General features: G+C 62.9%; 17 protein-coding genes and 1 other RNA gene. All 18 read left to right on the plus strand.

Annotation, left to right across the window (positions count from 1 at the left end; genetic code table 11):
* The first annotated feature begins 13 nt into the window (after positions 1 to 13).
* The 18 genes from rsmI (at position 14) to lpxC (ending at position 19,448) form a co-directional block, all read left to right on the plus strand.
* Entirely contained in the window at positions 14 to 886 is an 873-nt protein-coding gene (gene rsmI / locus B2J77_RS04105) for a 16S rRNA (cytidine(1402)-2'-O)-methyltransferase (protein WP_078478036.1), read from the plus strand.
* Between the two features lie 70 nt (positions 887 to 956).
* Positions 957 to 1,330, plus strand: an RNA gene (gene rnpB / locus B2J77_RS04110) — RNase P RNA component class A.
* Between the two features lie 308 nt (positions 1,331 to 1,638).
* On the plus strand, positions 1,639 to 2,094 hold the full coding sequence (gene mraZ / locus B2J77_RS04115) for a division/cell wall cluster transcriptional repressor MraZ (protein ID WP_023534344.1): 456 nt from the start codon (positions 1,639 to 1,641) through the stop codon (positions 2,092 to 2,094).
* Complete coding sequence (gene rsmH, locus B2J77_RS04120) at positions 2,091 to 3,038, plus strand: 16S rRNA (cytosine(1402)-N(4))-methyltransferase RsmH (RefSeq protein WP_078478037.1); 948 nt, start codon at positions 2,091 to 2,093, stop codon at positions 3,036 to 3,038. Before mraZ ends, rsmH begins: the two co-directional genes overlap by 4 nt.
* A complete protein-coding gene (gene ftsL, locus B2J77_RS04125; protein ID WP_023534348.1) occupies positions 3,035 to 3,328 on the plus strand; it encodes a cell division protein FtsL in 294 nt (97 codons plus the stop codon). Before rsmH ends, ftsL begins: the two co-directional genes overlap by 4 nt.
* Positions 3,328 to 5,067, plus strand: coding sequence for a peptidoglycan D,D-transpeptidase FtsI family protein (locus B2J77_RS04130; protein ID WP_194286104.1), 1,740 nt, complete (start codon positions 3,328 to 3,330; stop codon positions 5,065 to 5,067). The genes ftsL and B2J77_RS04130 overlap by 1 nt, the downstream gene beginning before the upstream one ends.
* Positions 5,067 to 6,554 carry a UDP-N-acetylmuramoyl-L-alanyl-D-glutamate--2,6-diaminopimelate ligase gene (locus tag B2J77_RS04135; RefSeq protein WP_078478039.1) on the plus strand — a complete coding sequence of 496 codons (1,488 nt, stop codon included), beginning with the start codon at positions 5,067 to 5,069 and terminating at the stop codon, positions 6,552 to 6,554. Before B2J77_RS04130 ends, B2J77_RS04135 begins: the two co-directional genes overlap by 1 nt.
* The gene (locus B2J77_RS04140) at positions 6,547 to 7,914 is read left to right on the plus strand and encodes a UDP-N-acetylmuramoyl-tripeptide--D-alanyl-D-alanine ligase (RefSeq protein WP_058637161.1); all 1,368 of its coding nucleotides are present in this window, start codon (positions 6,547 to 6,549) and stop codon (positions 7,912 to 7,914) included. Before B2J77_RS04135 ends, B2J77_RS04140 begins: the two co-directional genes overlap by 8 nt.
* The gene (gene mraY, locus B2J77_RS04145) at positions 7,914 to 8,996 is read left to right on the plus strand and encodes a phospho-N-acetylmuramoyl-pentapeptide-transferase (protein WP_015271711.1); all 1,083 of its coding nucleotides are present in this window, start codon (positions 7,914 to 7,916) and stop codon (positions 8,994 to 8,996) included. Before B2J77_RS04140 ends, mraY begins: the two co-directional genes overlap by 1 nt.
* A gap of 6 nt (positions 8,997 to 9,002) precedes the next feature.
* Positions 9,003 to 10,349 carry a UDP-N-acetylmuramoyl-L-alanine--D-glutamate ligase gene (gene murD / locus B2J77_RS04150; protein ID WP_058637231.1) on the plus strand — a complete coding sequence of 449 codons (1,347 nt, stop codon included), beginning with the start codon at positions 9,003 to 9,005 and terminating at the stop codon, positions 10,347 to 10,349.
* The gene (gene ftsW / locus B2J77_RS04155) at positions 10,346 to 11,560 is read left to right on the plus strand and encodes a putative lipid II flippase FtsW (RefSeq protein WP_058637160.1); all 1,215 of its coding nucleotides are present in this window, start codon (positions 10,346 to 10,348) and stop codon (positions 11,558 to 11,560) included. The genes murD and ftsW overlap by 4 nt, the downstream gene beginning before the upstream one ends.
* Positions 11,550 to 12,629, plus strand: coding sequence for an undecaprenyldiphospho-muramoylpentapeptide beta-N-acetylglucosaminyltransferase (murG, locus tag B2J77_RS04160; RefSeq protein ID WP_058637159.1), 1,080 nt, complete (start codon positions 11,550 to 11,552; stop codon positions 12,627 to 12,629). Before ftsW ends, murG begins: the two co-directional genes overlap by 11 nt.
* Positions 12,630 to 12,642: 13 nt before the next feature.
* Positions 12,643 to 14,070: a UDP-N-acetylmuramate--L-alanine ligase gene (gene murC, locus B2J77_RS04165; protein ID WP_181405482.1), complete on the plus strand. Its 1,428-nt coding sequence runs from the start codon at positions 12,643 to 12,645 to the stop codon at positions 14,068 to 14,070.
* Positions 14,067 to 15,023: a D-alanine--D-alanine ligase gene (locus B2J77_RS04170; RefSeq protein ID WP_058606147.1), complete on the plus strand. Its 957-nt coding sequence runs from the start codon at positions 14,067 to 14,069 to the stop codon at positions 15,021 to 15,023. The genes murC and B2J77_RS04170 overlap by 4 nt, the downstream gene beginning before the upstream one ends.
* 5 nt (positions 15,024 to 15,028) lie before the next feature.
* Entirely contained in the window at positions 15,029 to 15,898 is an 870-nt protein-coding gene (locus tag B2J77_RS04175; protein ID WP_027914483.1) for a cell division protein FtsQ/DivIB, read from the plus strand.
* Between the two features lie 14 nt (positions 15,899 to 15,912).
* A complete protein-coding gene (ftsA, locus tag B2J77_RS04180) occupies positions 15,913 to 17,172 on the plus strand; it encodes a cell division protein FtsA (RefSeq protein ID WP_023534383.1) in 1,260 nt (419 codons plus the stop codon).
* Between the two features lie 55 nt (positions 17,173 to 17,227).
* Positions 17,228 to 18,424: a cell division protein FtsZ gene (ftsZ, locus tag B2J77_RS04185; RefSeq protein WP_058606149.1), complete on the plus strand. Its 1,197-nt coding sequence runs from the start codon at positions 17,228 to 17,230 to the stop codon at positions 18,422 to 18,424.
* 112 nt (positions 18,425 to 18,536) lie between these two features.
* On the plus strand, positions 18,537 to 19,448 hold the full coding sequence (gene lpxC, locus B2J77_RS04190) for a UDP-3-O-acyl-N-acetylglucosamine deacetylase (protein ID WP_023534425.1): 912 nt from the start codon (positions 18,537 to 18,539) through the stop codon (positions 19,446 to 19,448).
* The last annotated feature ends 169 nt before the right edge of the window (positions 19,449 to 19,617 follow it).

A 19,617-nucleotide genomic window follows, 5' to 3' on the forward strand; every position in this document is an offset into this window, starting at 1 on the left:
GCAGGTGCGTGCAGTGACTGATGTGGCCGGGGCTTCGACCGCCCCAGTGGGAACGCTTTATGTGGTGGCAACGCCTATCGGCAATCTTGATGACATGAGTGCCAGGGCGCTGAAGGTGCTGGCAAGCGTGTCACTGATCGCTGCCGAGGACACGCGCCATTCGATCCGCCTGCTGCAACACTTCGGCATCGACACACCACTGGCCGCCTGCCATGAACATAACGAGCGGGATGAGGGTGGTCGCTTTCTGACCCGGCTAATGGCCGGCGACGATGTGGCGCTGGTGTCTGACGCAGGCACACCGCTGATTTCGGACCCCGGTTATCACCTGGTGCGACAGGCTCGCGCTGCAGGTGTGCCCGTGGTGCCGGTGCCTGGCGCCTGTGCCTTGATCGCCGCACTGTCAGCGGCAGGCTTGCCTTCGGATCGCTTCATCTTCGAAGGTTTCCTGCCCGCCAAGACAGCGGGGCGCCGCGCCCGTCTGGAGCAGGTCAAGGAGGAGCCGCGTACCTTGATCTTCTATGAGGCGCCGCATCGCATCCTGGAGTGCCTGGACGACATGCAGGCGGTATTTGGCGCAGACCGTCCAGCAGTGCTGGCGCGCGAAATCACCAAAACGTTTGAAACCCTCAAGGGCCTGCCTTTGTCCGAGCTCCATGCGTTCGTTGCCGGCGACAGCAACCAGCAGCGCGGCGAATGTGTGGTACTGGTAGGCGGCTGGAGCGCCCCGGAAGGCGAACAGGGTATCGGCACCGAAGCGCAGCGCGTACTTGACCTTCTGCTGGCCGAGCTTCCGCTCAAGCGGGCAGCGGCGCTGGCGTCGGAAATAACGGGCGTCCGCAAGAACCTGCTGTATCAAGTTGCACTGGAAAAACAGAAAGCGTAGTAGTGGCTAATTGATATAAAAGGCGGTAATGCTTGTTCTTGGTAGCATCTGCCGGTACTCTTTGCGCCGGAGAGTCGATCGGACAGTCGCTGCCCGTTTAAGTTCCACCGCATTGCGGTGTCGCTGGCGGGGGGAGGAAAGTCCGGGCTCCGCAGGGCAGAGTGCCAGGTAACGCCTGGGAGGCGCGAGCCTACGGAAAGTGCCACAGAAAACAACCGCCTAAGCACTTCTGTGCCGGTAAGGGTGAAAAGGTGCGGTAAGAGCGCACCGCACGGCTGGCAACAGTCCGTGGCTAGGTAAACCCCACTCGGAGCAAGACCAAATAGGGTTCCATCAGGCGTGGCCCGCGTCGGAACCGGGTAGGTTGCTAGAGGCGTCCAGTGATGGCCGTCGTAGAGGAATGACTGTCCTCGACAAAACCCGGCTTACAGATTGACTCTCCACCTCTTCCCTCCTGCTTGAATCGATAGCAGATCTCATCTTGTAATGCCGAAAAAATCTTACTCTTGATAAATCACTTTAAGTTCGGCACGCATCGGGTTGTGCGCATTTGATTTCCCAAGTCTTTTTACTCCCCAGATAGTCTTTCCACATTCCTTTAACGCGCTAAATCTCGGTCATGTAAGGCTTTTCCTTCCGAACGTGCCTTGACGGTGCTGCGGGCGGATTCCTATAGTGTGCGCAAGTGGCAGAAAGTGGGATGAAGTGGGTTTTCTGACACAAAAAAGCTAATATTGTGGGGAATCGCAGCCGTGTTTCGCGGAGCCAATGCCGTCAGTCTCGATGCCAAGGGCCGTCTCGCCATGCCGAGCCGGTACCGTGACGAGCTCGATTCGCGTTGCAACGGGCAGCTGATCGTGACCATTGACGCTGTCGATCCCTGTTTGTGCGTCTACCCGCTCGATGAGTGGGAGCAAATTGAAGCCAAGTTGCGAGCCTTGCCATCGCTTCGTGAGGAAAACCGCCGCCTGCAGCGCTTGCTGATTGGTAACGCGGTCGACCTTGAGCTTGATGGCAGTGGTCGCTTCCTGGTGCCGCCCCGCTTGCGTGAGTACGCCCGGCTGGACAAGAAGGCGATGCTGGTGGGGCAACTGAACAAATTCCAGCTGTGGGATGAGGAAGCCTGGAACACGGTTTCGGCAGCCGACCTCGCAGCTATCCAACAACCGGGCGCCATGCCCGACGAATTGCGTGACCTGATCCTGTGACCATAGATAGCGGCTTCAACCACATTACCGTCCTGCTCGACGAAGCTGTCGAGGCACTGGCCTTGCGCGCCGACGGTTGCTATCTGGACGGCACCTTTGGCCGTGGCGGACACAGTCGGCTGATCCTCAGCAAGCTCGGCCCAGAAGGGCGGCTGTTGGGATTTGACAAAGACCCACAAGCGATTGTCACAGGGCAAGCGCTGGCGGCCGAAGACGGCCGCTTTGTCATTGTGCAGCGCAGCTTTGCCGAGCTGGGTGCAGAAGTGGCCGAGCGCGGCCTGCACGGTAAGGTGAGCGGGATACTGATGGACCTGGGCGTGTCTTCACCACAGCTTGACGACCCGGAGCGTGGCTTCAGCTTCCTCAATGACGGGCCGCTGGACATGCGCATGAACCCCGACCAAGGCATCAGCGCCGCCGAATTCATTGCCACCGCGCCGGTCGAGGAAATCGCCCGCGTATTCAAGGAGTATGGCGAGGAGCGCTTTGCCGGCCGTATGGCCCGTGCAGTCGTCGAGCGCCGTGAAAAGCAGCCGTTCACCCGCACAGGCGACCTTGCCGAGGTTCTCAAGGTGGCCAACCCTGCATGGGAAAAGGGCAAGAACCCAGCCACCCGCGCGTTCCAGGGCCTGCGTATCCACGTCAACAACGAACTCGGCGACCTGGAAACCGGCCTGCAAGCGGCCATCGACGCACTGGAGGTTGGCGGTCGCCTGGCCGTGATCAGCTTCCACTCGCTCGAAGACCGCATCGTCAAGCTGTTCATGCGCAAACTGGCCAAGGGCGAAGCTGACAACCTGCCGCGCAACCTGCCCGTGCAGCACAAGGTGTTTGAGCCCACCATCAAGCTGATCGGTAAAGCCCAGTTCGCCTCCGATGCAGAGCTCAAGGCCAACCCCCGCTCACGCAGTGCGGTGATGCGTGTTGCGGAGAAATTGCGGTGAGCAAGTTGTTCGCCAAACCTCTGCCTGGCGGCAGCTTCCTCATGCTCATGCTGTTCGTCGGCGTGCTGGGCTCGGCCATTGCCGTGTCGTACAGCGCGCACTGGAACCGTCAATTGCTCAATACCCTGTACGGGGAGCTCAACGAGCGGGACAAGGCCCAGGCTGAATGGGGCCGGTTGATCCTGGAGCAAAGCACTTGGACAGCGGCCAGTCGCATCGAAAACCTGGCTACCGAGCAGCTCAAGATGCGCGTGCCAGCCGCTGACGAAGTGCGGATGGTGGCGCCATGATGAAGCTCGAAGGCGCACTCTATCCCTGGCGGTTCCGTGTGGTCGTCGGCCTGTTGGCGCTGATGGTCGGTGCCATTTGCTGGCGCATCATCGACCTGCAGGTCGTCGACCGCGATTTCCTCAAGGGCCAGGGCGATGCACGCAGCCTGCGCCACATTCCCATCCCTGCGCACCGTGGTTTGATCACTGACCGCAACGGTGAGCCGCTGGCGGTCAGCACGCCGGTCACCACGCTGTGGGCCAACCCCAAGGAAATGCAGGCTTCGCGCGACCGCTGGCCGCAGTTGGCAGCTGCTCTGGGGCAAAACCCCCAGCAGCTCACCGAGCGCCTGACCCAGCAAGCCAACAAGGAATTCATCTACCTGGTCCGCGGCCTGACCCCGGAGCAGGGGCAGCATGTGCTGGACCTGAAGGTACCAGGCGTCTATGGGCTGGAAGAGTTCCGCCGCTTCTACCCTGCCGGCGACGTGACCGCCCACATGGTCGGCTTTACCGACCTGGACGATCACGGTCGCGAGGGCGTCGAGCTGGCCTATGACGAGTGGCTGGCCGGTGTACCGGGCAAGCGGCAGGTGATCAAGGACCGGCGCGGCCGCCTGATCAAGGACATCCAGGTCACCAAGAACGCCAAGGCAGGGAAGACCTTGGCGTTGTCGATTGACCTGCGCCTTCAATACCTGGCTACCCGCGAACTGCGCAACGCCATCGCCGAGCAGGACGCCAAGGCCGGCAGCCTGGTGATCATGGACGTCAAGACCGGCGAGGTTCTCGCGATGGTCAACCAGCCTACCTACAACCCCAACAACCGCCGCAGCATGTTCCCGGCGGCCATGCGCAACCGGGCCATCATCGACGTGTTCGAGCCTGGCTCCACGGTCAAGCCGATCTCGATGAGTGCCGCACTGGAAAGCGGCCGCTGGAAGCCTACCGACAAGGTCGAGGTTTACCCGGGCAGCCTGCAGATCGGTCGCTATACCATCAAGGACGTGTCCCGAAGCGAGGGTCCGATCCTCGACCTGACCGGCATTCTGATCAACTCCAGTAACGTGGGCATGAGCAAGATCGCCTTCGATATCGGCGGCGAAGCCATCTACCGTGTCATGTCCCAGGTCGGGCTGGGCCAGTACACCGGCCTGGGTTTCCCGGGCGAGCGCGTCGGCAACCTGCCCAACCACCGGGAGTGGCGCAAGGCCGAAACAGCCACGCTGTCGTACGGCTACGGCGTTTCGGTCACCGCCCTGCAGCTGGTGCACGCTTATGCAGCCTTGGCCAACGACGGCAAGATGGTGCCGCTGTCGATCCTCAAGGTGGACAAGGCGCCCGAAGCCGTCCAGGCGATTCCCAAGGAAACCGCAGAAACCGTGCAGGGCATGCTCCAGCAAGTGATCGAGGCGCCGCGCGGCGTGTTCCGTGCCCAGGTGCCGTTCTACCACGTGGCCGGCAAGTCCGGTACCGCGCGTAAAGCCACGGTGGGTTCCAAGGGCTACACCGAAAATGCCTATCGCTCGCTGTTCGCAGGCTTCGGCCCGATGAGCGACCCGCGCTATGCGATCGTCGTGGTAATCGACGAACCCGGCAAAGGCGGCTACTTCGGCGGTCTGGTATCGGCACCTGTGTTCAGCAAGGTCATGTCCGGCACCCTTCGGTTGATGAACGTGCCGCCAGACAACCTGCCGCCACCTGCGCCGGCAAGCCAATCGCAAGTCAATGCAGCAGCCGCCAACGGAGGGCGAGGATAATGACAATGCCATTGAGCAACCTCTTCGCCCATGCCAGTCGCGACCCGCTGATTCGTGAACTGACCCTCGATAGCCGCAACGTGCGCCCAGGCGACCTGTTCCTGGCAGTGCCTGGTGCCAAGGTCGATGGCCGCGAGCATATCGCCGACGCGCTGGCCCGTGGCGCTGCCGCCGTGGCTTACGAGGAACAGGGCGCCACGGTGCTGCCGCTGACCGATGTACCGCTGATTCCAGTCAAGGGCCTGATCGCCCAGCTGTCGGACATCGCCGGGCGTTTCTATGGCGAGCCCAGCCGCCAGTTGAACCTGGTAGGCGTGACCGGCACCAACGGCAAGACCAGCGTCACCCAACTGGTGGCACAGGCGCTCGACCTGTTGGGCCAGCGTTGCGGCCTGGTGGGTACCCTGGGGACGGGTTTCTACGGCGAGCTGAAAAGCGGTCGACTGACCACGCCTGACCCGATCGCCGTGCAGTCGACCCTGTACGACTTGAAAAAACAAGGCGCCAAGGCCGTTGCCATGGAAGTGTCCTCCCATGCACTGGAACAGGGGCGTGTAGCGGCCTTGGCGTTCGACATCGCGGTGATGACCAACCTGTCCCGTGACCACCTCGACTACCACGGCAGCATGCAGGCCTACGAAGCGGCCAAGGCCAAGCTGTTTGCCTGGCCAAGCCTGCGTTGCCAAGTGGTCAATCTGGACGACGACTTCGGTCGCCGCCTGGCTGACGCCTACGCTCACAAGCCGATGGCCGAGCGCATCGATACCCGGTTGATCACCTACAGCCTGGAGCACTCGGACGCCTCGCTGTACTGCCCCAAGGCCAAGTTCGACGACGATGGCGTCTGCGCTACCCTCGTCACCGCCCAGGGCGAGCGCACGTTGCGCACGCAGCTGCTGGGTCGCTTCAACCTGAGCAACGTATTGGCGGCCGTGGCGACCCTGCTGGCGTTGGACTACGCCCTGGACGAGATCCTCAAGGTCATGCCGCAGTTACACGGCCCTGTTGGCCGCATGCAACGCCTGGGCGGCGGCGACAAGCCCCTGGTGGTGGTCGACTACGCGCACACGCCCGATGCCCTGGAAAAAGTGCTCCAGGCCCTACGCCCCCATGCCCACGGCCAACTGCTGTGCCTGTTCGGCTGTGGCGGTGACCGTGACCGGGGCAAGCGCCCGCTGATGGCAGAAGTGGCCGAACGTCTGGCCGACCGGGTGCTGGTGACCGACGACAACCCGCGTACCGAAGACCCAATGCGCATCTTCGACGATATTCGGCCCGGCTTTACGGCGCCGGCCGAGGTGGCGTTCGTGGCCGGTCGCGGTGAGGCCATCGCCCAGCTGATCGCCGGTGCCGCTGCCGACGACGTCATCGTGCTGGCCGGCAAGGGACACGAGGACTATCAGGAGATCAACGCGCAGCGCCATGCGTTTTCCGATTTGACCGAGGCCGAAAAGGCACTCGCAGCCTGGGAGGCCCCCAATGCTTGAGGCGATGACGCTTAGCCAGGTGAGCGCCACCTTGAAGGGTCGCCTGACCGGCGCCGATGCCCGCTTCGATGGCGTCAGCATCGACAGCCGCAGCGTCGCGCCGGGGCAACTCTTCGTTGCCCTGGCCGGCCCGCGCTTTGACGGTCATGACTACCTGACGGACGTCAAGGCCAAGGGCGCCGTGGCGGCCCTGGTCGAACGCCAAGTGCAGGGCGTCGACCTGCCGCAATTGGTGGTCGCCGATTGTCGCCTGGCCCTTGGCCAGCTCGGTGCACTCAACCGGGCGGCCTTTGACAAGCCCGTGGTGGCCATTACCGGGTCCAGCGGCAAGACCACGGTCAAGGAAATGCTCGCCAGTGTCCTGCGCACGCGCGGCCTGGTGCATGCCACACGCGGCAACCTGAACAATGACCTGGGCGCGCCGCTGACCTTGTTGGAAATCGCCCCCGAGCACAGCGCCGCCGTCATCGAGCTGGGCGCCTCGCGCATCGGCGAAATTCGCTACACCGTGGGTTTGACTCAGCCCCAAGTGGTCATCATCAACAATGCCGGCACCGCGCACGTGGGTGAATTCGGCGGCCCGGAGAAGATCGTCGAGGCCAAGGGCGAAATCCTCGAAGGACTGGGTGAGGGCGGTACCGCCATTCTCAACCTGGCCGACAAGGCCTTCGACACTTGGCGAACGCGTGCCGGCGATCACCGGATCGTGAGCTTTGCGCTCGACGATACCCGTGCCGACTTCCATGCCAGTGACATTGGCCGTGACCCCCGCGGCTGCCCGTCTTTCACCCTGCACGGGGCCGGCGAGCAGGCGCAGGTGCAACTCAACGTGCTGGGCGTGCACAACGTCAGCAACGCCTTGGCCGCCGCCGCCGCCGCCCATGCCGTGGGCATCAGCCTGCAGGGCATTGCTGCCGGCCTGGCTGCGGTCCAGCCGGTCAAGGGCCGCACCGTGGCGCAGGTCACCCCGAGCGGCGCTCGCGTGATCGACGACAGTTACAACGCAAATCCCACCTCCATGTGTGCCGCCATTGATATACTCGCCGGCTTTTCCGGACGCACTGTCCTGGTGCTTGGAGAAATTGGCGAGCTGGGTCAGTGGGCGCAGGAAGGTCACCGTCAGGTGGGTGACTACGCCCGCGGCAAGGTCGACGCCTTGTATGCGGTGGGCGCCAACATGGCGCACGCCGTCGAGGCGTTTGGTACCCATGGCCACCATTACGCTACGCAGGCCGCGCTGATCGAAGCAGTCAGTGCCGAAAATGCCGGCGATACCACTATCTTGATCAAGGGCTCGCGCAGCGCTGCGATGGAAAATGTCGTGGCTGCACTGTGCGGTGCCAGCGGGGAGAAACATTAATGCTGCTGCTGTTGGCCGAGTATCTGCAACAGTTCCACAAAGGCTTCGCGGTCTTCCAGTACCTCTCCCTGCGCGGGATTCTCGGGGTGCTTACCGCGTTGTCGCTGGCGCTGTGGCTGGGGCCGTGGATGATCCGTACCCTGCAAATTCGCCAGATCGGCCAGGCCGTTCGCAATGACGGGCCGCAGTCGCACCTGTCCAAGTCCGGTACGCCGACCATGGGCGGGGCATTGATCCTGTCTGCCATTGCCGTCAGTACCTTGCTGTGGGCTGACCTGACCAACCGTTATGTCTGGGTGGTGCTGATCGTTACCCTGGCCTTCGGTGCCATCGGCTGGGTCGACGACTACCGCAAGGTCATCGAGAAGAACTCCCGCGGCCTGCCAAGTCGCTGGAAGTATTTCTGGCAGTCGGTGTTCGGCCTGGCTGCGGCCGTGTTCCTCTACAAGACGGCCCCGACCAGTGTGGAGACCACCCTGATACTGCCGTTCATCAAGGACGTTACCATCCCTCTGGGCATCGGTTTCGTGGTGCTGACCTATTTCGTCATCGTCGGCTCCAGCAACGCCGTGAACCTGACCGATGGCCTGGATGGTCTTGCCATCATGCCGACCGTGATGGTTGGCGGGGCGCTGGGCATCTTCTGCTACTTGTCGGGCAACGTGAAATTCGCCGAGTACCTGTTGATCCCGTACGTACCCGGCTCTGGTGAGCTGATCGTGTTCTGCGGCGCACTGATCGGTGCCGGCCTGGGCTTTCTGTGGTTCAACACCTACCCGGCACAAGTGTTCATGGGCGACGTGGGCGCACTGGCGCTGGGCGCGGCGCTGGGCACCATCGCCGTGATCGTGCGCCAGGAAATCGTGCTGTTCATCATGGGCGGTGTATTCGTGATGGAAACCCTGTCCGTGGTCATCCAGGTCGCTTCCTTCAAGCTGACCGGCAAGCGCGTGTTCCGCATGGCGCCGATTCACCACCACTTTGAACTCAAGGGCTGGCCAGAGCCACGCGTGATCGTCCGCTTCTGGATCATCACCGTGATCCTGGTGCTGATTGGCCTTGCCACCCTGAAACTGAGGTAGATGCGCGTGTCACTGATCGCTTCCGACCAATTCCGCATCGTTGTCGGCCTCGGCAAGAGCGGCATGTCCCTGGTTCGCTTCCTGGCGAGCCGGGGCATTGCCTTTGCGGTCGCCGATACCCGCGAGCAACCGCCGGAACTGGAAACCCTGCGCCGAGATTACCCGCAGGTGGAAGTACGCTGTGGCGAGCTTGACGTGGACTTCCTGTGCCGCGCCAGCGAGCTGTACGTCAGCCCAGGCTTGGCCTTGGCTACGCCGGCGCTGCAACAAGCCGCTGCCCGCGGGGTCAAGCTGTCCGGCGACATCGAGCTGTTTGCGCGCAACGCCAAGGCACCGATCATCGCCATCAGTGGATCGAATGCCAAAAGCACCGTCACCACCCTGGTCGGCGAAATGGCCGCCAGGGCGGGCAAGCGCGTAGCGGTTGGCGGTAACCTCGGCACCCCGGCCCTCGACCTGTTGGCCGATGACGTCGAGCTGTACGTGATGGAGCTGTCCAGCTTCCAGCTGGAAACCACCGACCAGCTCAATGCCGAAGTCGCCACGGTGCTGAACATCAGCGAAGACCACATGGACCGCTACAGTGGCCTGCCGGCCTACCACCTGGCCAAGCACCGCATCTTCCGTGGTGCCCGGCAGGTGGTGGTCAATCGCCAGGACGCGCTCAGCCGTCCCCTGCCAGTCGAAGGCCGCCCCTGCTGGACCTTTGGTCTGAGCGAGCCCGACTTCAAAGCCTTCGGCCTGCGCGAGGTGGACGGCGAGAAATACCTTGCCTTCGCGTTCCAGGCTCTGATGCCGGTGCGCGAACTCAAGGTGCGCGGTGCTCATAACCAAAGCAATGCGCTGGCCGCACTGGCCCTGGGCCATGCTGCAGGGCTGCCCTTCGAGCCGATGCTGCAGGCGCTGCGTGAATTCAAGGGGCTCGCTCACCGCTGCCAGTGGGTACGTGAGCGCAACGGGGTGAACTGGTACGACGACTCCAAGGCCACCAACGTGGGCGCCGCACTGGCAGCTATCGAAGGCCTGGGTGCCGATACGCAAGGCAAGCTGGTGCTGATTGCCGGAGGCGACGGCAAGGGCGCCGATTTTGCGGCGCTGCGCGAACCGATCCGGCGCTATTGCCGCGCCGTGGTGTTGCTCGGCCGTGATGCTGAACGCCTGGGCCAGGCCCTCGGCGATGCCGCGCCGCTGGTGCGGGTAGCCTCCCTGGACGACGCTGTGCAGCGCTGCGCCGAATTGGCACAGCCCGGTGATGCCGTGCTGCTGTCGCCAGCCTGCGCCAGCCTCGACATGTTCAAGAACTTCGAAGAACGCGGGCGCCTGTTTGCCCAGGCAGCGGGAGCACTGGCATGATCTTCGGCATCCTCAAGCCTTACCCGTCGCCGCTGATCAGCGGCCGTGGCATCGACTTGGACTTCCCTCTGCTGGCCGGTTGCCTGGCGCTGCTGGGCCTGGGCCTGGTAATGATCACCTCTGCCTCCTCGGAGGTGGCCGCCGTCCAGTCCGGCAACCCGCTTTACCACATGTACCGGCACCTGGTTTACGTCTTCCTCGGGCTGGTTGCCTGTGGCGCGACCATGATGGTGCCGATCGCCACCTGGCAGCGCATGGGGTTCATGATGCTGCTCGGTGCCTTTGGCCTGCTGGTCATGGTGCTGGTGCCCGGCATCGGGCGCGAGGTCAACGGTTCGATGCGCTGGATCGGCTTCAGCTTCTTCAACGTCCAGCCTTCGGAAATCGCCAAGGTATTTGTGGTCATCTACCTTGCCGGCTACCTGGTACGCCGGCAGACCGAGGTACGTGAGAGCTGGATGGGCTTTTTCAAGCCGTTCATCGTGTTGCTGCCCATGGCCGGTTTGCTGCTGATGGAGCCTGACTTTGGCGCCACCGTGGTGATGATGGGGGCCGCGGCTGCCATGCTGTTCCTGGGTGGGGTGGGGCTGTTCCGCTTCAGCCTGATGGTGGTGCTGGCGGTCGTGGCGGTGTTTGTGCTGGTGCAGGCGCAGCCCTATCGAATGGCGCGACTGATCACCTTCACCGACCCCTGGTCCGATCAGTTTGGCTCCGGCTACCAGTTGACCCAGGCCCTGATCGCATTCGGGCGGGGCGAGTGGCTGGGCGTGGGCCTGGGCAACAGCGTGCAGAAGCAGTTCTACCTGCCTGAAGCGCACACCGACTTCGTGTTCTCGGTGCTGGCCGAAGAGCTGGGTGTGGTTGGCTCGCTGGTCACCATCGCACTATTCGTCTTCGTCACCATTCGCGCGCTTTACATCGGGCTGTGGGCCGAGAAAGCCAAACAGTTCTTCGCCGCGTACATGGCCTTTGGCCTGGCCTTCCTGTGGATTGGTCAGTTCTTGATCAACATTGGCGTGAACGTCGGCCTGCTGCCGACCAAGGGCCTGACCCTGCCGTTCCTCAGCTATGGCGGCAGCTCGCTGGTCATCTGCTGCGCGTGCGTGGGGCTGCTGCTGCGTATCGAATGGGAAAGCCGTACCCATCTGGGCAGCGAAGAACATGAATTCAGCGAGAGCGACTTTGCCGAGGAGCCTGCCCATGGCCGCTGAACACAAGAACGTATTGATCATGGCCGGCGGAACCGGCGGTCACGTGTTCCCAGCGCTGGCTTGCGCGCGCGAGTTCCAGGCGCGTGGCTACACCGTGCACTGGCTGGGCACCCCGCGAGGGATCGAAAATGAACTGGTGCCCCAGGCCGGCCTTACCCTGCATCGGATTCAAGTCAGCGGCCTGCGTGGCAAGGGCAAGCTCTCGCTGCTCAAGGCCCCTTTGACCCTGGTCAAGGCCGTGCTGCAGGCCCGGCGCATCATCCGCACGCTCAAGCCTGCCTGCGTGCTGGGCTTCGGTGGGTATGTCACAGGCCCGGGCGGCGTGGCGGCGCGCCTTTGCGGGGTACCGCTGATCATTCATGAGCAAAATGCCCGCGCCGGCACCGCCAACCGCTTGCTGGTACCCCTGGCCGCACGGGTATGTGAAGCCTTCCCCGACACCTTCCCGGCCAGTGAAAAGCGCCGCACCACAGGCAATCCGGTGCGTGCAGAACTGTTCATGGATGCCGGGCGTCCTGCGCTTGGCCAGCGCCAACCGCACCTGCTGGTGCTCGGCGGTAGCCTGGGCGCGGAACCCTTGAACACATTGTTGCCTAAAGCGCTGGCCGAAGTGCCCGAAGCCGTACGGCCCCAGGTGTTCCACCAGGCTGGCAAGCAACATGCGTCGATCACCGCCGAGCGATACCGCCAAGCCGGTGTCCAGGCGCAGGTCGAGCCCTTCATCAAGGACATGGCCCAAGCCTATGGCTGGGCCGACCTGGTGGTGTGCCGTGCCGGGGCCCTGACCGTCAGCGAGCTGGCGGCAGCGGGCCTGCCCTCGATGCTGGTGCCCTTGCCCCATGCGATCGACGACCACCAGACCCATAACGCCCATTATCTGGCTCGCGAAGGCGCTGCCTTCCTGATGCCACAAGCGACAACTGGCGCAGCGCAGCTCGCTGAACGCCTGAACGAGGTGCTGATGCAACCCGAGAAACTGACTGTCATGGCCGGTACCGCAAGGCGCCTGGCCAAACCTGCTGCAACCAGCACCGTCGTCGATATCTGCCTGGAGGTGGCCCGTGGTTGAGAGCCAGAAAGCCATGCCCCAGCCCAAGATGGGCCGTATTCGTCGTATCCATTTCGTGGGTATCGGCGGTGTCGGCATGTGCGGTATCGCCGAGGTATTGCTGAACCTGGGCTACGAGGTATCCGGTTCGGACCTCAAGGCCTCGCCTGTGACCGAGCGCCTGGAGTCGTTCGGCGCGCAGATCTTCGTTGGCCATCGTGCAGAGAACGCTGCGACCGCTGACGTGCTGGTGGTGTCTAGCGCCATCAACCCGGCCAACCCTGAAGTGGCCACTGCCCTGGAACGTCGCATTCCCGTGGTGCCACGGGCAGAGATGCTGGCCGAACTCATGCGCTACCGCCATGGCGTGGCCGTGGCCGGTACCCACGGCAAGACCACCACCACCAGCCTGCTGGCCTCGGTATTCGCCGCCGGTGGGCTGGACCCCACGTTCGTCATCGGTGGTCGCTTGACTGCAGCGGGCACCAACGCCCAGCTAGGCACCAGCCGTTACCTGATTGCCGAAGCCGATGAAAGCGACGCCAGCTTCCTGCACCTGCAACCGATGGTCGCCGTGGTCACCAACATCGACGCCGACCACATGGCCACCTACGAAGGGGACTTCAACAAACTGAAGAAGACTTTCGTCGAGTTTCTGCACAACCTGCCGTTCTATGGCCTGGCCGTGATGTGCCTGGATGACCCGGTGGTGCGCGAGATTCTGCCTCAGGTCAAGCGCCCGACGGTCACCTACGGCTTCAGCGAAGAAGCCGATATCCGCGCCATCAATGTTCGTCAGCAAGGCATGCAGACGCATTTCACCGTCTTGCGCCGCGACTGTGAGCCGCTGGAGGTTTCGGTGAACATGCCGGGCAACCACAATGTGCTCAATGCACTGGCGACCATCGCCATCGCCACCGACGAAGGCATTCCCGACCAGGCCATTCTCCAAGGGCTCTCCGGGTTTCAGGGCGTGGGCCGTCGGTTCCAGGTGTACGGTGAGCTGCCCGTGGAGGGCGGCAGCGTGATGCTGGTGGACGATTACGGTCATCACCCCACTGAAGTGGCCGCGGTGATCAAGGCCGTGCGTGGCGGCTGGCCAAGCCGCCGGCTGGTGATCGTCTACCAGCCGCACCGCTACAGCCGCACCCGCGACCTGTACGACGACTTCGTCCAGGTGCTCGGTGATGCCAACGTGCTGCTGCTGATGGAAGTCTACCCGGCCGGCGAAGAGCCGATCCCGGGGGCCGATAGCCGCCAGCTGTGCCACAGCATTCGCCAGCGCGGCAAGCTGGACCCGATCTACATCGAGCGCGGCGCCGAGCTGGCGCCGCTGGTTCAGCCGTTGCTGCGTGCCGGCGACATCCTGATCTGCCAAGGTGCCGGCGATGTCGGCGGCCTGGCTCCGCAATTGATGAAAAGCCCGCTGTTTGCCGGCGCCGTGCAGGAGACGTCGAAATGACCAGCGCCTACGACACATTGCCCAGCACCCTGGACGTCAAGGCGTTCGGTCGCGTCGCTGTGCTCTATGGGGGCAAGAGCGCCGAGCGGGAAGTCTCGCTCAAGTCCGGCGCCGCCGTGATTGGCGCGCTCACAGAAGCCGGTGTGGACGTCGTCGCCATCGACGTGGGCGATGACCTGCTTGCGCGTCTGCAAAGCGAAAAAATCGACCGTGCCTTCATCATCCTGCACGGCCGCGGCGGTGAAGACGGCAGCATGCAAGGGCTGCTCGAGTGCCTGGGCATTCCTTACACCGGCAGCGGCATCCTGGCTTCCGCCTTGGCGATGGACAAGCTGCGCACCAAGCAGGTGTGGCAGAGCCTGGGTATTCCTACCCCGCGGCATGCCGTGTTGGCCAGCGAAAGCGATTGTTTGCGTGCCAGTACGGAACTGGGCTTCCCGCTTATCGTCAAACCTGCCCATGAAGGCTCCAGCATCGGCATGGCCAAGGTGAACAGCGAGCAGGAACTGGTCGCCGCCTGGCAAGAGGCCGCCAAATACGATTCTCAGGTACTCGTGGAACAGTGGATTCACGGCCCGGAGTTCACCATTGCGGTGTTGCGCGGGCAGGTGCTGCCGCCGATTGCCCTGGGAACGCCCCACGTGTTCTACGACTACGACGCCAAATACATCGCCAACGATACCCAGTACCGCATTCCCTGTGGGCTCGATAGCGCCAAGGAGCAGGAACTGATCGATCTGACTGCCCGCGCTTGCGATGCCATTGGCATCGAAGGCTGGGGGCGGCTGGACGTGATGCAGGACGAGCAGGGCCGGTTCTGGCTGCTCGAAGTAAACACCGCCCCAGGCATGACTGATCATAGCCTGGTGCCCATGGCGGCCCGCGCGGCCGGCTTGGACTTCCAGCAATTGGTGCTGGCGATCCTGGCCGACAGCGTGGCGACGCGAGGTTAATCATCATGCAGGGCGCAATGGTACGTCAGCAGCAACCCGTTACCGGCCGCAGCAAGCCGGTGCCGCGTGGTGCCAGCCGGCTGGTGGCCGACGAGCCCGTATCGGCGCGCCTGCCGCGTCCAAGCCTGGGCGGCCTCAAGCGCCTGCTGTGGCCGGTGCTGCTGGTAGCCGCAGGCTTCGGCGCCTACGAGGGTGCCATACGGCTCATGCCGTATGCCGACCGGCCGATCACCAAGATCGACGTGCAGGGCGACCTGACCTACATCAGCCAGCAGTCGGTGCAGCAGCGCATCGCACCCTATGTGGCCGCAAGCTTCTTCACCGTCGACCTGCCGGCGATGCGCAAGGAGCTCGAGCAGATGCCCTGGATCGCCCATGCAGAAGTGCGCCGGGTATGGCCGGATGAAGTAGTGATTCGCCTCGAGGAACAACTGCCGGTGGCGCGCTGGGGTGATGCGGCCTTGCTCAACAATCAGGGCCAGGCCTTTACACCGCGCGAACTGGCCAACTACGAGCACCTGCCACAACTGGCCGGCCCCCAGCGGGCCCAGCAGCAGGTCATGCAGCAGTATCAGATATTGAGCCAGATGCTGCGCCCCTTAGGCTTCTCCATCGCGCGCCTGGAGCTGCGCGAGCGAGGCAGCTGGTTCCTGACCACGGGCGCGAGCAGCGCAGGGCCCGGTATCGAGCTGCTGCTGGGGCGCGACCATCTGGTCGAAAAGATGCGCCGTTTCATTGCCATTTACGACAAGACGCTTAAAGAGCAGATCGCCAACATCGCCCGCATCGATCTGCGATATGCCAACGGGCTTGCCGTTGGCTGGCGGGAACCGATTGCACCGACGACGGCCCAACCCGCCGTTGCGAAGAATTAGAGAGAGGCAGGACCATGGCAAACGCGCATAGCGGCAAAATGATCGTCGGGCTGGACATCGGTACCTCCAAGGTAGTGGCCTTGGTAGGTGAGGTGGGCGAAGACGGCACGCTGGAAATCGTCGGGATCGGCACTCACCCGTCCCGCGGCCTGAAAAAAGGCGTGGTGGTGAACATCGAGTCCACCGTGCAATCGATCCAGCGCGCCGTCGAAGAAGCACAGCTGATGGCGGGTTGCCGCATCCACTCGGCCTTCGTGGGCGTCGCTGGCAATCACATCCGCAGCCTGAACTCCCATGGCATCGTCGCCATTCGCGATCGCGAAGTCAGCCTGGCCGACCTTGAGCGTGTGCTCGATGCGGCCCAGGCGGTGGCCATTCCGGCGGACCAGCGGGTGCTGCACACGCTGCCCCAAGACTATGTGATCGATAACCAGGAAGGGGTGCGCGAACCGCTCGGCATGTCGGGCGTGCGCCTTGAAGCCAAGGTTCACGTGGTGACCTGCGCCGTCAATGCCGCGCAGAACATCGAGAAGTGCGTACGCCGCTGCGGCCTTGAAATCGACGACATCATTCTCGAGCAACTGGCATCGGCCTATTCGGTACTGACCGACGACGAAAAAGAGCTGGGCGTGTGCCTGGTCGACATCGGCGGCGGCACCACCGACATCGCGATCTTCACCGAAGGCGCGATTCGCCACACCGCGGTCATCCCGATTGCCGGGGACCAGGTGACCAATGACATTGCCATGGCCCTGCGTACGCCCACACAGTATGCCGAGGAAATCAAGATTCGGTACGCCTGCGCCCTGGCCAAGCTGGCAGGTGCGGGTGAAACCATCAAGGTGCCAAGCGTTGGCGACCGTCCTCCGCGCGAACTGTCGCGTCAGGCGTTGGCCGAAGTGGTCGAGCCGCGTTACGACGAACTCTTCACCCTGATCCAGGCTGAACTTCGTCGCAGCGGTTACGAGGACCTGGTGCCTGCTGGCATCGTCCTGACCGGCGGCACCGCCAAGATGGAAGGCGCGGTCGAGCTGGCCGAGGAAATTTTCCACATGCCGGTACGCCTGGGCGTGCCGCACAGCGTGCGCGGCCTGAGCGACGTGGTACGCAACCCGATTTATTCCACCGGTGTGGGCTTGCTTACCTACGGGCTGCACAAGCAGACCGAAGACCTGCCCTTGACCGGCAACAGCAGCAGCAACAACAGCTATGGCGATGAACCGAAGGCCCCAGTGCTTGAGCGCTTCAAGCGGTGGGTACAAGGCAACTTCTAAGTTTCAAAGCAGTAGTGGTAGGCGCGACAACTAGAGAACTGTAAGGAGAGGGAAAATGTTCGAGCTCGTAGACAACGTCCCGCAAAGCCCGGTCATCAAGGTGATCGGCGTCGGTGGTGGTGGTGGTAACGCCGTCAATCACATGGTCAAGAGCAGCATCGAGGGCGTGGAGTTCATCTGCGCCAACACCGATGCCCAGGCGCTCAAGAACATTGGTGCGCGCACCATCCTGCAACTGGGCACTGGCGTGACCAAGGGCCTGGGTGCTGGCGCCAATCCGGAAGTCGGTCGTCAGGCCGCGCTGGAAGACCGTGAGCGCATCGCCGAAGTGCTGCAAGGCACCAACATGGTGTTCATCACCACAGGCATGGGCGGCGGTACCGGTACAGGTGCAGCGCCGATCATCGCCGAAGTGGCCAAGGAAATGGGCATCCTCACCGTTGCAGTGGTGACCCGTCCGTTCCCGTTCGAAGGTCGCAAGCGCATGCAGATCGCCGATGAAGGCATCCGCATGCTGGCCGAAAGCGTCGACTCGCTGATCACCATCCCCAACGAGAAGCTGCTGACCATCCTGGGCAAGGACGCAAGTCTGCTGTCCGCGTTCGCCAAGGCCGATGACGTATTGGCCGGAGCCGTTCGCGGTATCTCCGACATCATCAAGCGCCCGGGCATGATCAACGTCGACTTTGCCGACGTGCGTACCGTGATGGGTGAAATGGGCATGGCCATGATGGGTACTGGCTGCGCCAGCGGCCCGAACCGCGCTCGCGAGGCGACCGAGGCGGCGATCCGCAACCCGCTGCTCGAAGACGTCAACCTGCAGGGCGCCCGTGGCATCCTGGTCAACATCACCGCAGGTCCGGACCTGTCCCTGGGTGAGTACTCCGACGTGGGTAGCATCATCGAGGCGTTCGCCTCCGACCATGCCATGGTCAAGGTCGGTACCGTGATCGACCCGGACATGCGCGACGAGCTGCATGTCACCGTCGTGGCCACCGGTCTGGGTGCGCGCATCGAGAAGCCGGTCAAGGTGGTGGATAACACCCTGCAGACTGCCCAGCAGGTCTACGAGGCATCCAACCCTGCCCCTGCGCGTCAGGAGCAGCCAGCGGTCAACTACCGTGATCTGGAGCGCCCAACCGTCATGCGCAATCAAGCGCACGCGGGTGCGGCAGCTGCGGCCAAGCTGAACCCTCAGGATGACCTGGATTATCTCGATATTCCGGCCTTCCTGCGTCGTCAGGCTGATTAATGAAATTTATCAGGGCTATGAAGGTGATTGGTATTCATCAAAGGTTGGGTCTGGTATTATCGCCAGCCTTTGTTGATAACTGTTCGCAATTTGCGCTGAAGCGGCCAATGCCATGATTAAACAACGCACCCTGAAGAATACCATCCGTGCCACAGGTGTCGGCCTGCACTCTGGGGAGAAGGTCTACCTGACCCTCAAGCCTGCGCCTGTTGACACCGGCATCGTCTTCCGCCGCGCCGACCTTGACCCTGTGGTCGAGATCCCGGCGCGTGCGGCCAATGTCGGCGAGACAACCATGTCCACGACGCTGGTCAACGGTGACGTCAAGGTCGATACGGTCGAGCATCTGCTCTCCGCCATGGCGGGCCTGGGCATCGATAACGCCTACGTCGAGCTCTCCGCCTCGGAAGTACCGATCATGGATGGCAGCGCCGGACCTTTCGTATTCCTGATTCAGTCTGCCGGCCTGGAAGAACAGGACGCAGCCAAGAAGTTCATCCGCATCCTGCGTGAGGTGACAGTGCAAGAGGGTGACAAGCGCGCCACCTTCCTGCCTTTCGAAGGGTTCAAGGTGAGCTTCGAGATCGACTTCGATCACCCGGTGCTTCGCAACCGGACCCAGAGCGCAAGCGTCGACTTCTCCAGCACCTCGTTCGTGAAGGAAGTCAGCCGCGCCCGCACCTTTGGCTTCATGCGTGACATCGAATACCTGCGCAAGCACAACCTTGCGCTGGGCGGCAGTGTGGAAAACGCCATCGTGGTCGACGAGGAAGGCGTGTTGAACGAAGACGGTCTTCGCTACGAAGACGAGTTCGTCAAACACAAGATTCTCGATGCCATTGGCGACCTGTACCTGCTGGGCAACAGCCTGATTGGCGAGTTCAAGGGCTTCAAGTCCGGCCACGCGCTGAACAACCAGCTGTTGCGCAAGCTGATTGCCGAAACCGATGCCTGGGAAGTGGTCACTTTCGAAGATGCCAGCACGGCGCCGATCTCGTATATGCGTCCTGTCGCGGCTGTGTAAGCTCGAACACTCTCTAGTTCATTGAGGCCACCTTCGGGTGGCCTTTTTTATGGGCGGCTTCGTGCAGCAATTGCCAGGACGTTAGTGGGCAGTGCGCCTGACCAAGCTTCGCAGTCCTTCTGCCTGCTGTCTTGGGCATCGTCTGGCCTGCTCCGCACGCCAGAACTGG

Source organism: Pseudomonas parafulva (assembly GCF_002021815.1).
GTDB classification, from domain to species: Bacteria; Pseudomonadota; Gammaproteobacteria; order Pseudomonadales; family Pseudomonadaceae; genus Aquipseudomonas; species Aquipseudomonas parafulva_B.

What these genes read in the sequence shown, in the direction of transcription:
- murG (WP_058637159.1), top strand. Translation starts at nt 11,550, where the DNA reads ATGGCCGCTGAACACAAGAACGTATTGATCATGGCCGGCGGAACCGGC.
- B2J77_RS04175 (WP_027914483.1), top strand. Translation starts at nt 15,029, where the DNA reads ATGCAGGGCGCAATGGTACGTCAGCAGCAACCCGTTACCGGCCGCAGC.
- ftsW (WP_058637160.1), top strand. Translation starts at nt 10,346, where the DNA reads ATGATCTTCGGCATCCTCAAGCCTTACCCGTCGCCGCTGATCAGCGGC.
- B2J77_RS04135 (WP_078478039.1), top strand. Translation starts at nt 5,067, where the DNA reads ATGACAATGCCATTGAGCAACCTCTTCGCCCATGCCAGTCGCGACCCG.
- murC (WP_181405482.1), top strand. Translation starts at nt 12,643, where the DNA reads ATGCCCCAGCCCAAGATGGGCCGTATTCGTCGTATCCATTTCGTGGGT.
- ftsA (WP_023534383.1), top strand. Translation starts at nt 15,913, where the DNA reads ATGGCAAACGCGCATAGCGGCAAAATGATCGTCGGGCTGGACATCGGT.
- lpxC (WP_023534425.1), top strand. Translation starts at nt 18,537, where the DNA reads ATGATTAAACAACGCACCCTGAAGAATACCATCCGTGCCACAGGTGTC.
- B2J77_RS04140 (WP_058637161.1), top strand. Translation starts at nt 6,547, where the DNA reads ATGCTTGAGGCGATGACGCTTAGCCAGGTGAGCGCCACCTTGAAGGGT.
- B2J77_RS04170 (WP_058606147.1), top strand. Translation starts at nt 14,067, where the DNA reads ATGACCAGCGCCTACGACACATTGCCCAGCACCCTGGACGTCAAGGCG.
- mraY (WP_015271711.1), top strand. Translation starts at nt 7,914, where the DNA reads ATGCTGCTGCTGTTGGCCGAGTATCTGCAACAGTTCCACAAAGGCTTC.
- B2J77_RS04130 (WP_194286104.1), top strand. Translation starts at nt 3,328, where the DNA reads ATGAAGCTCGAAGGCGCACTCTATCCCTGGCGGTTCCGTGTGGTCGTC.
- ftsZ (WP_058606149.1), top strand. Translation starts at nt 17,228, where the DNA reads ATGTTCGAGCTCGTAGACAACGTCCCGCAAAGCCCGGTCATCAAGGTG.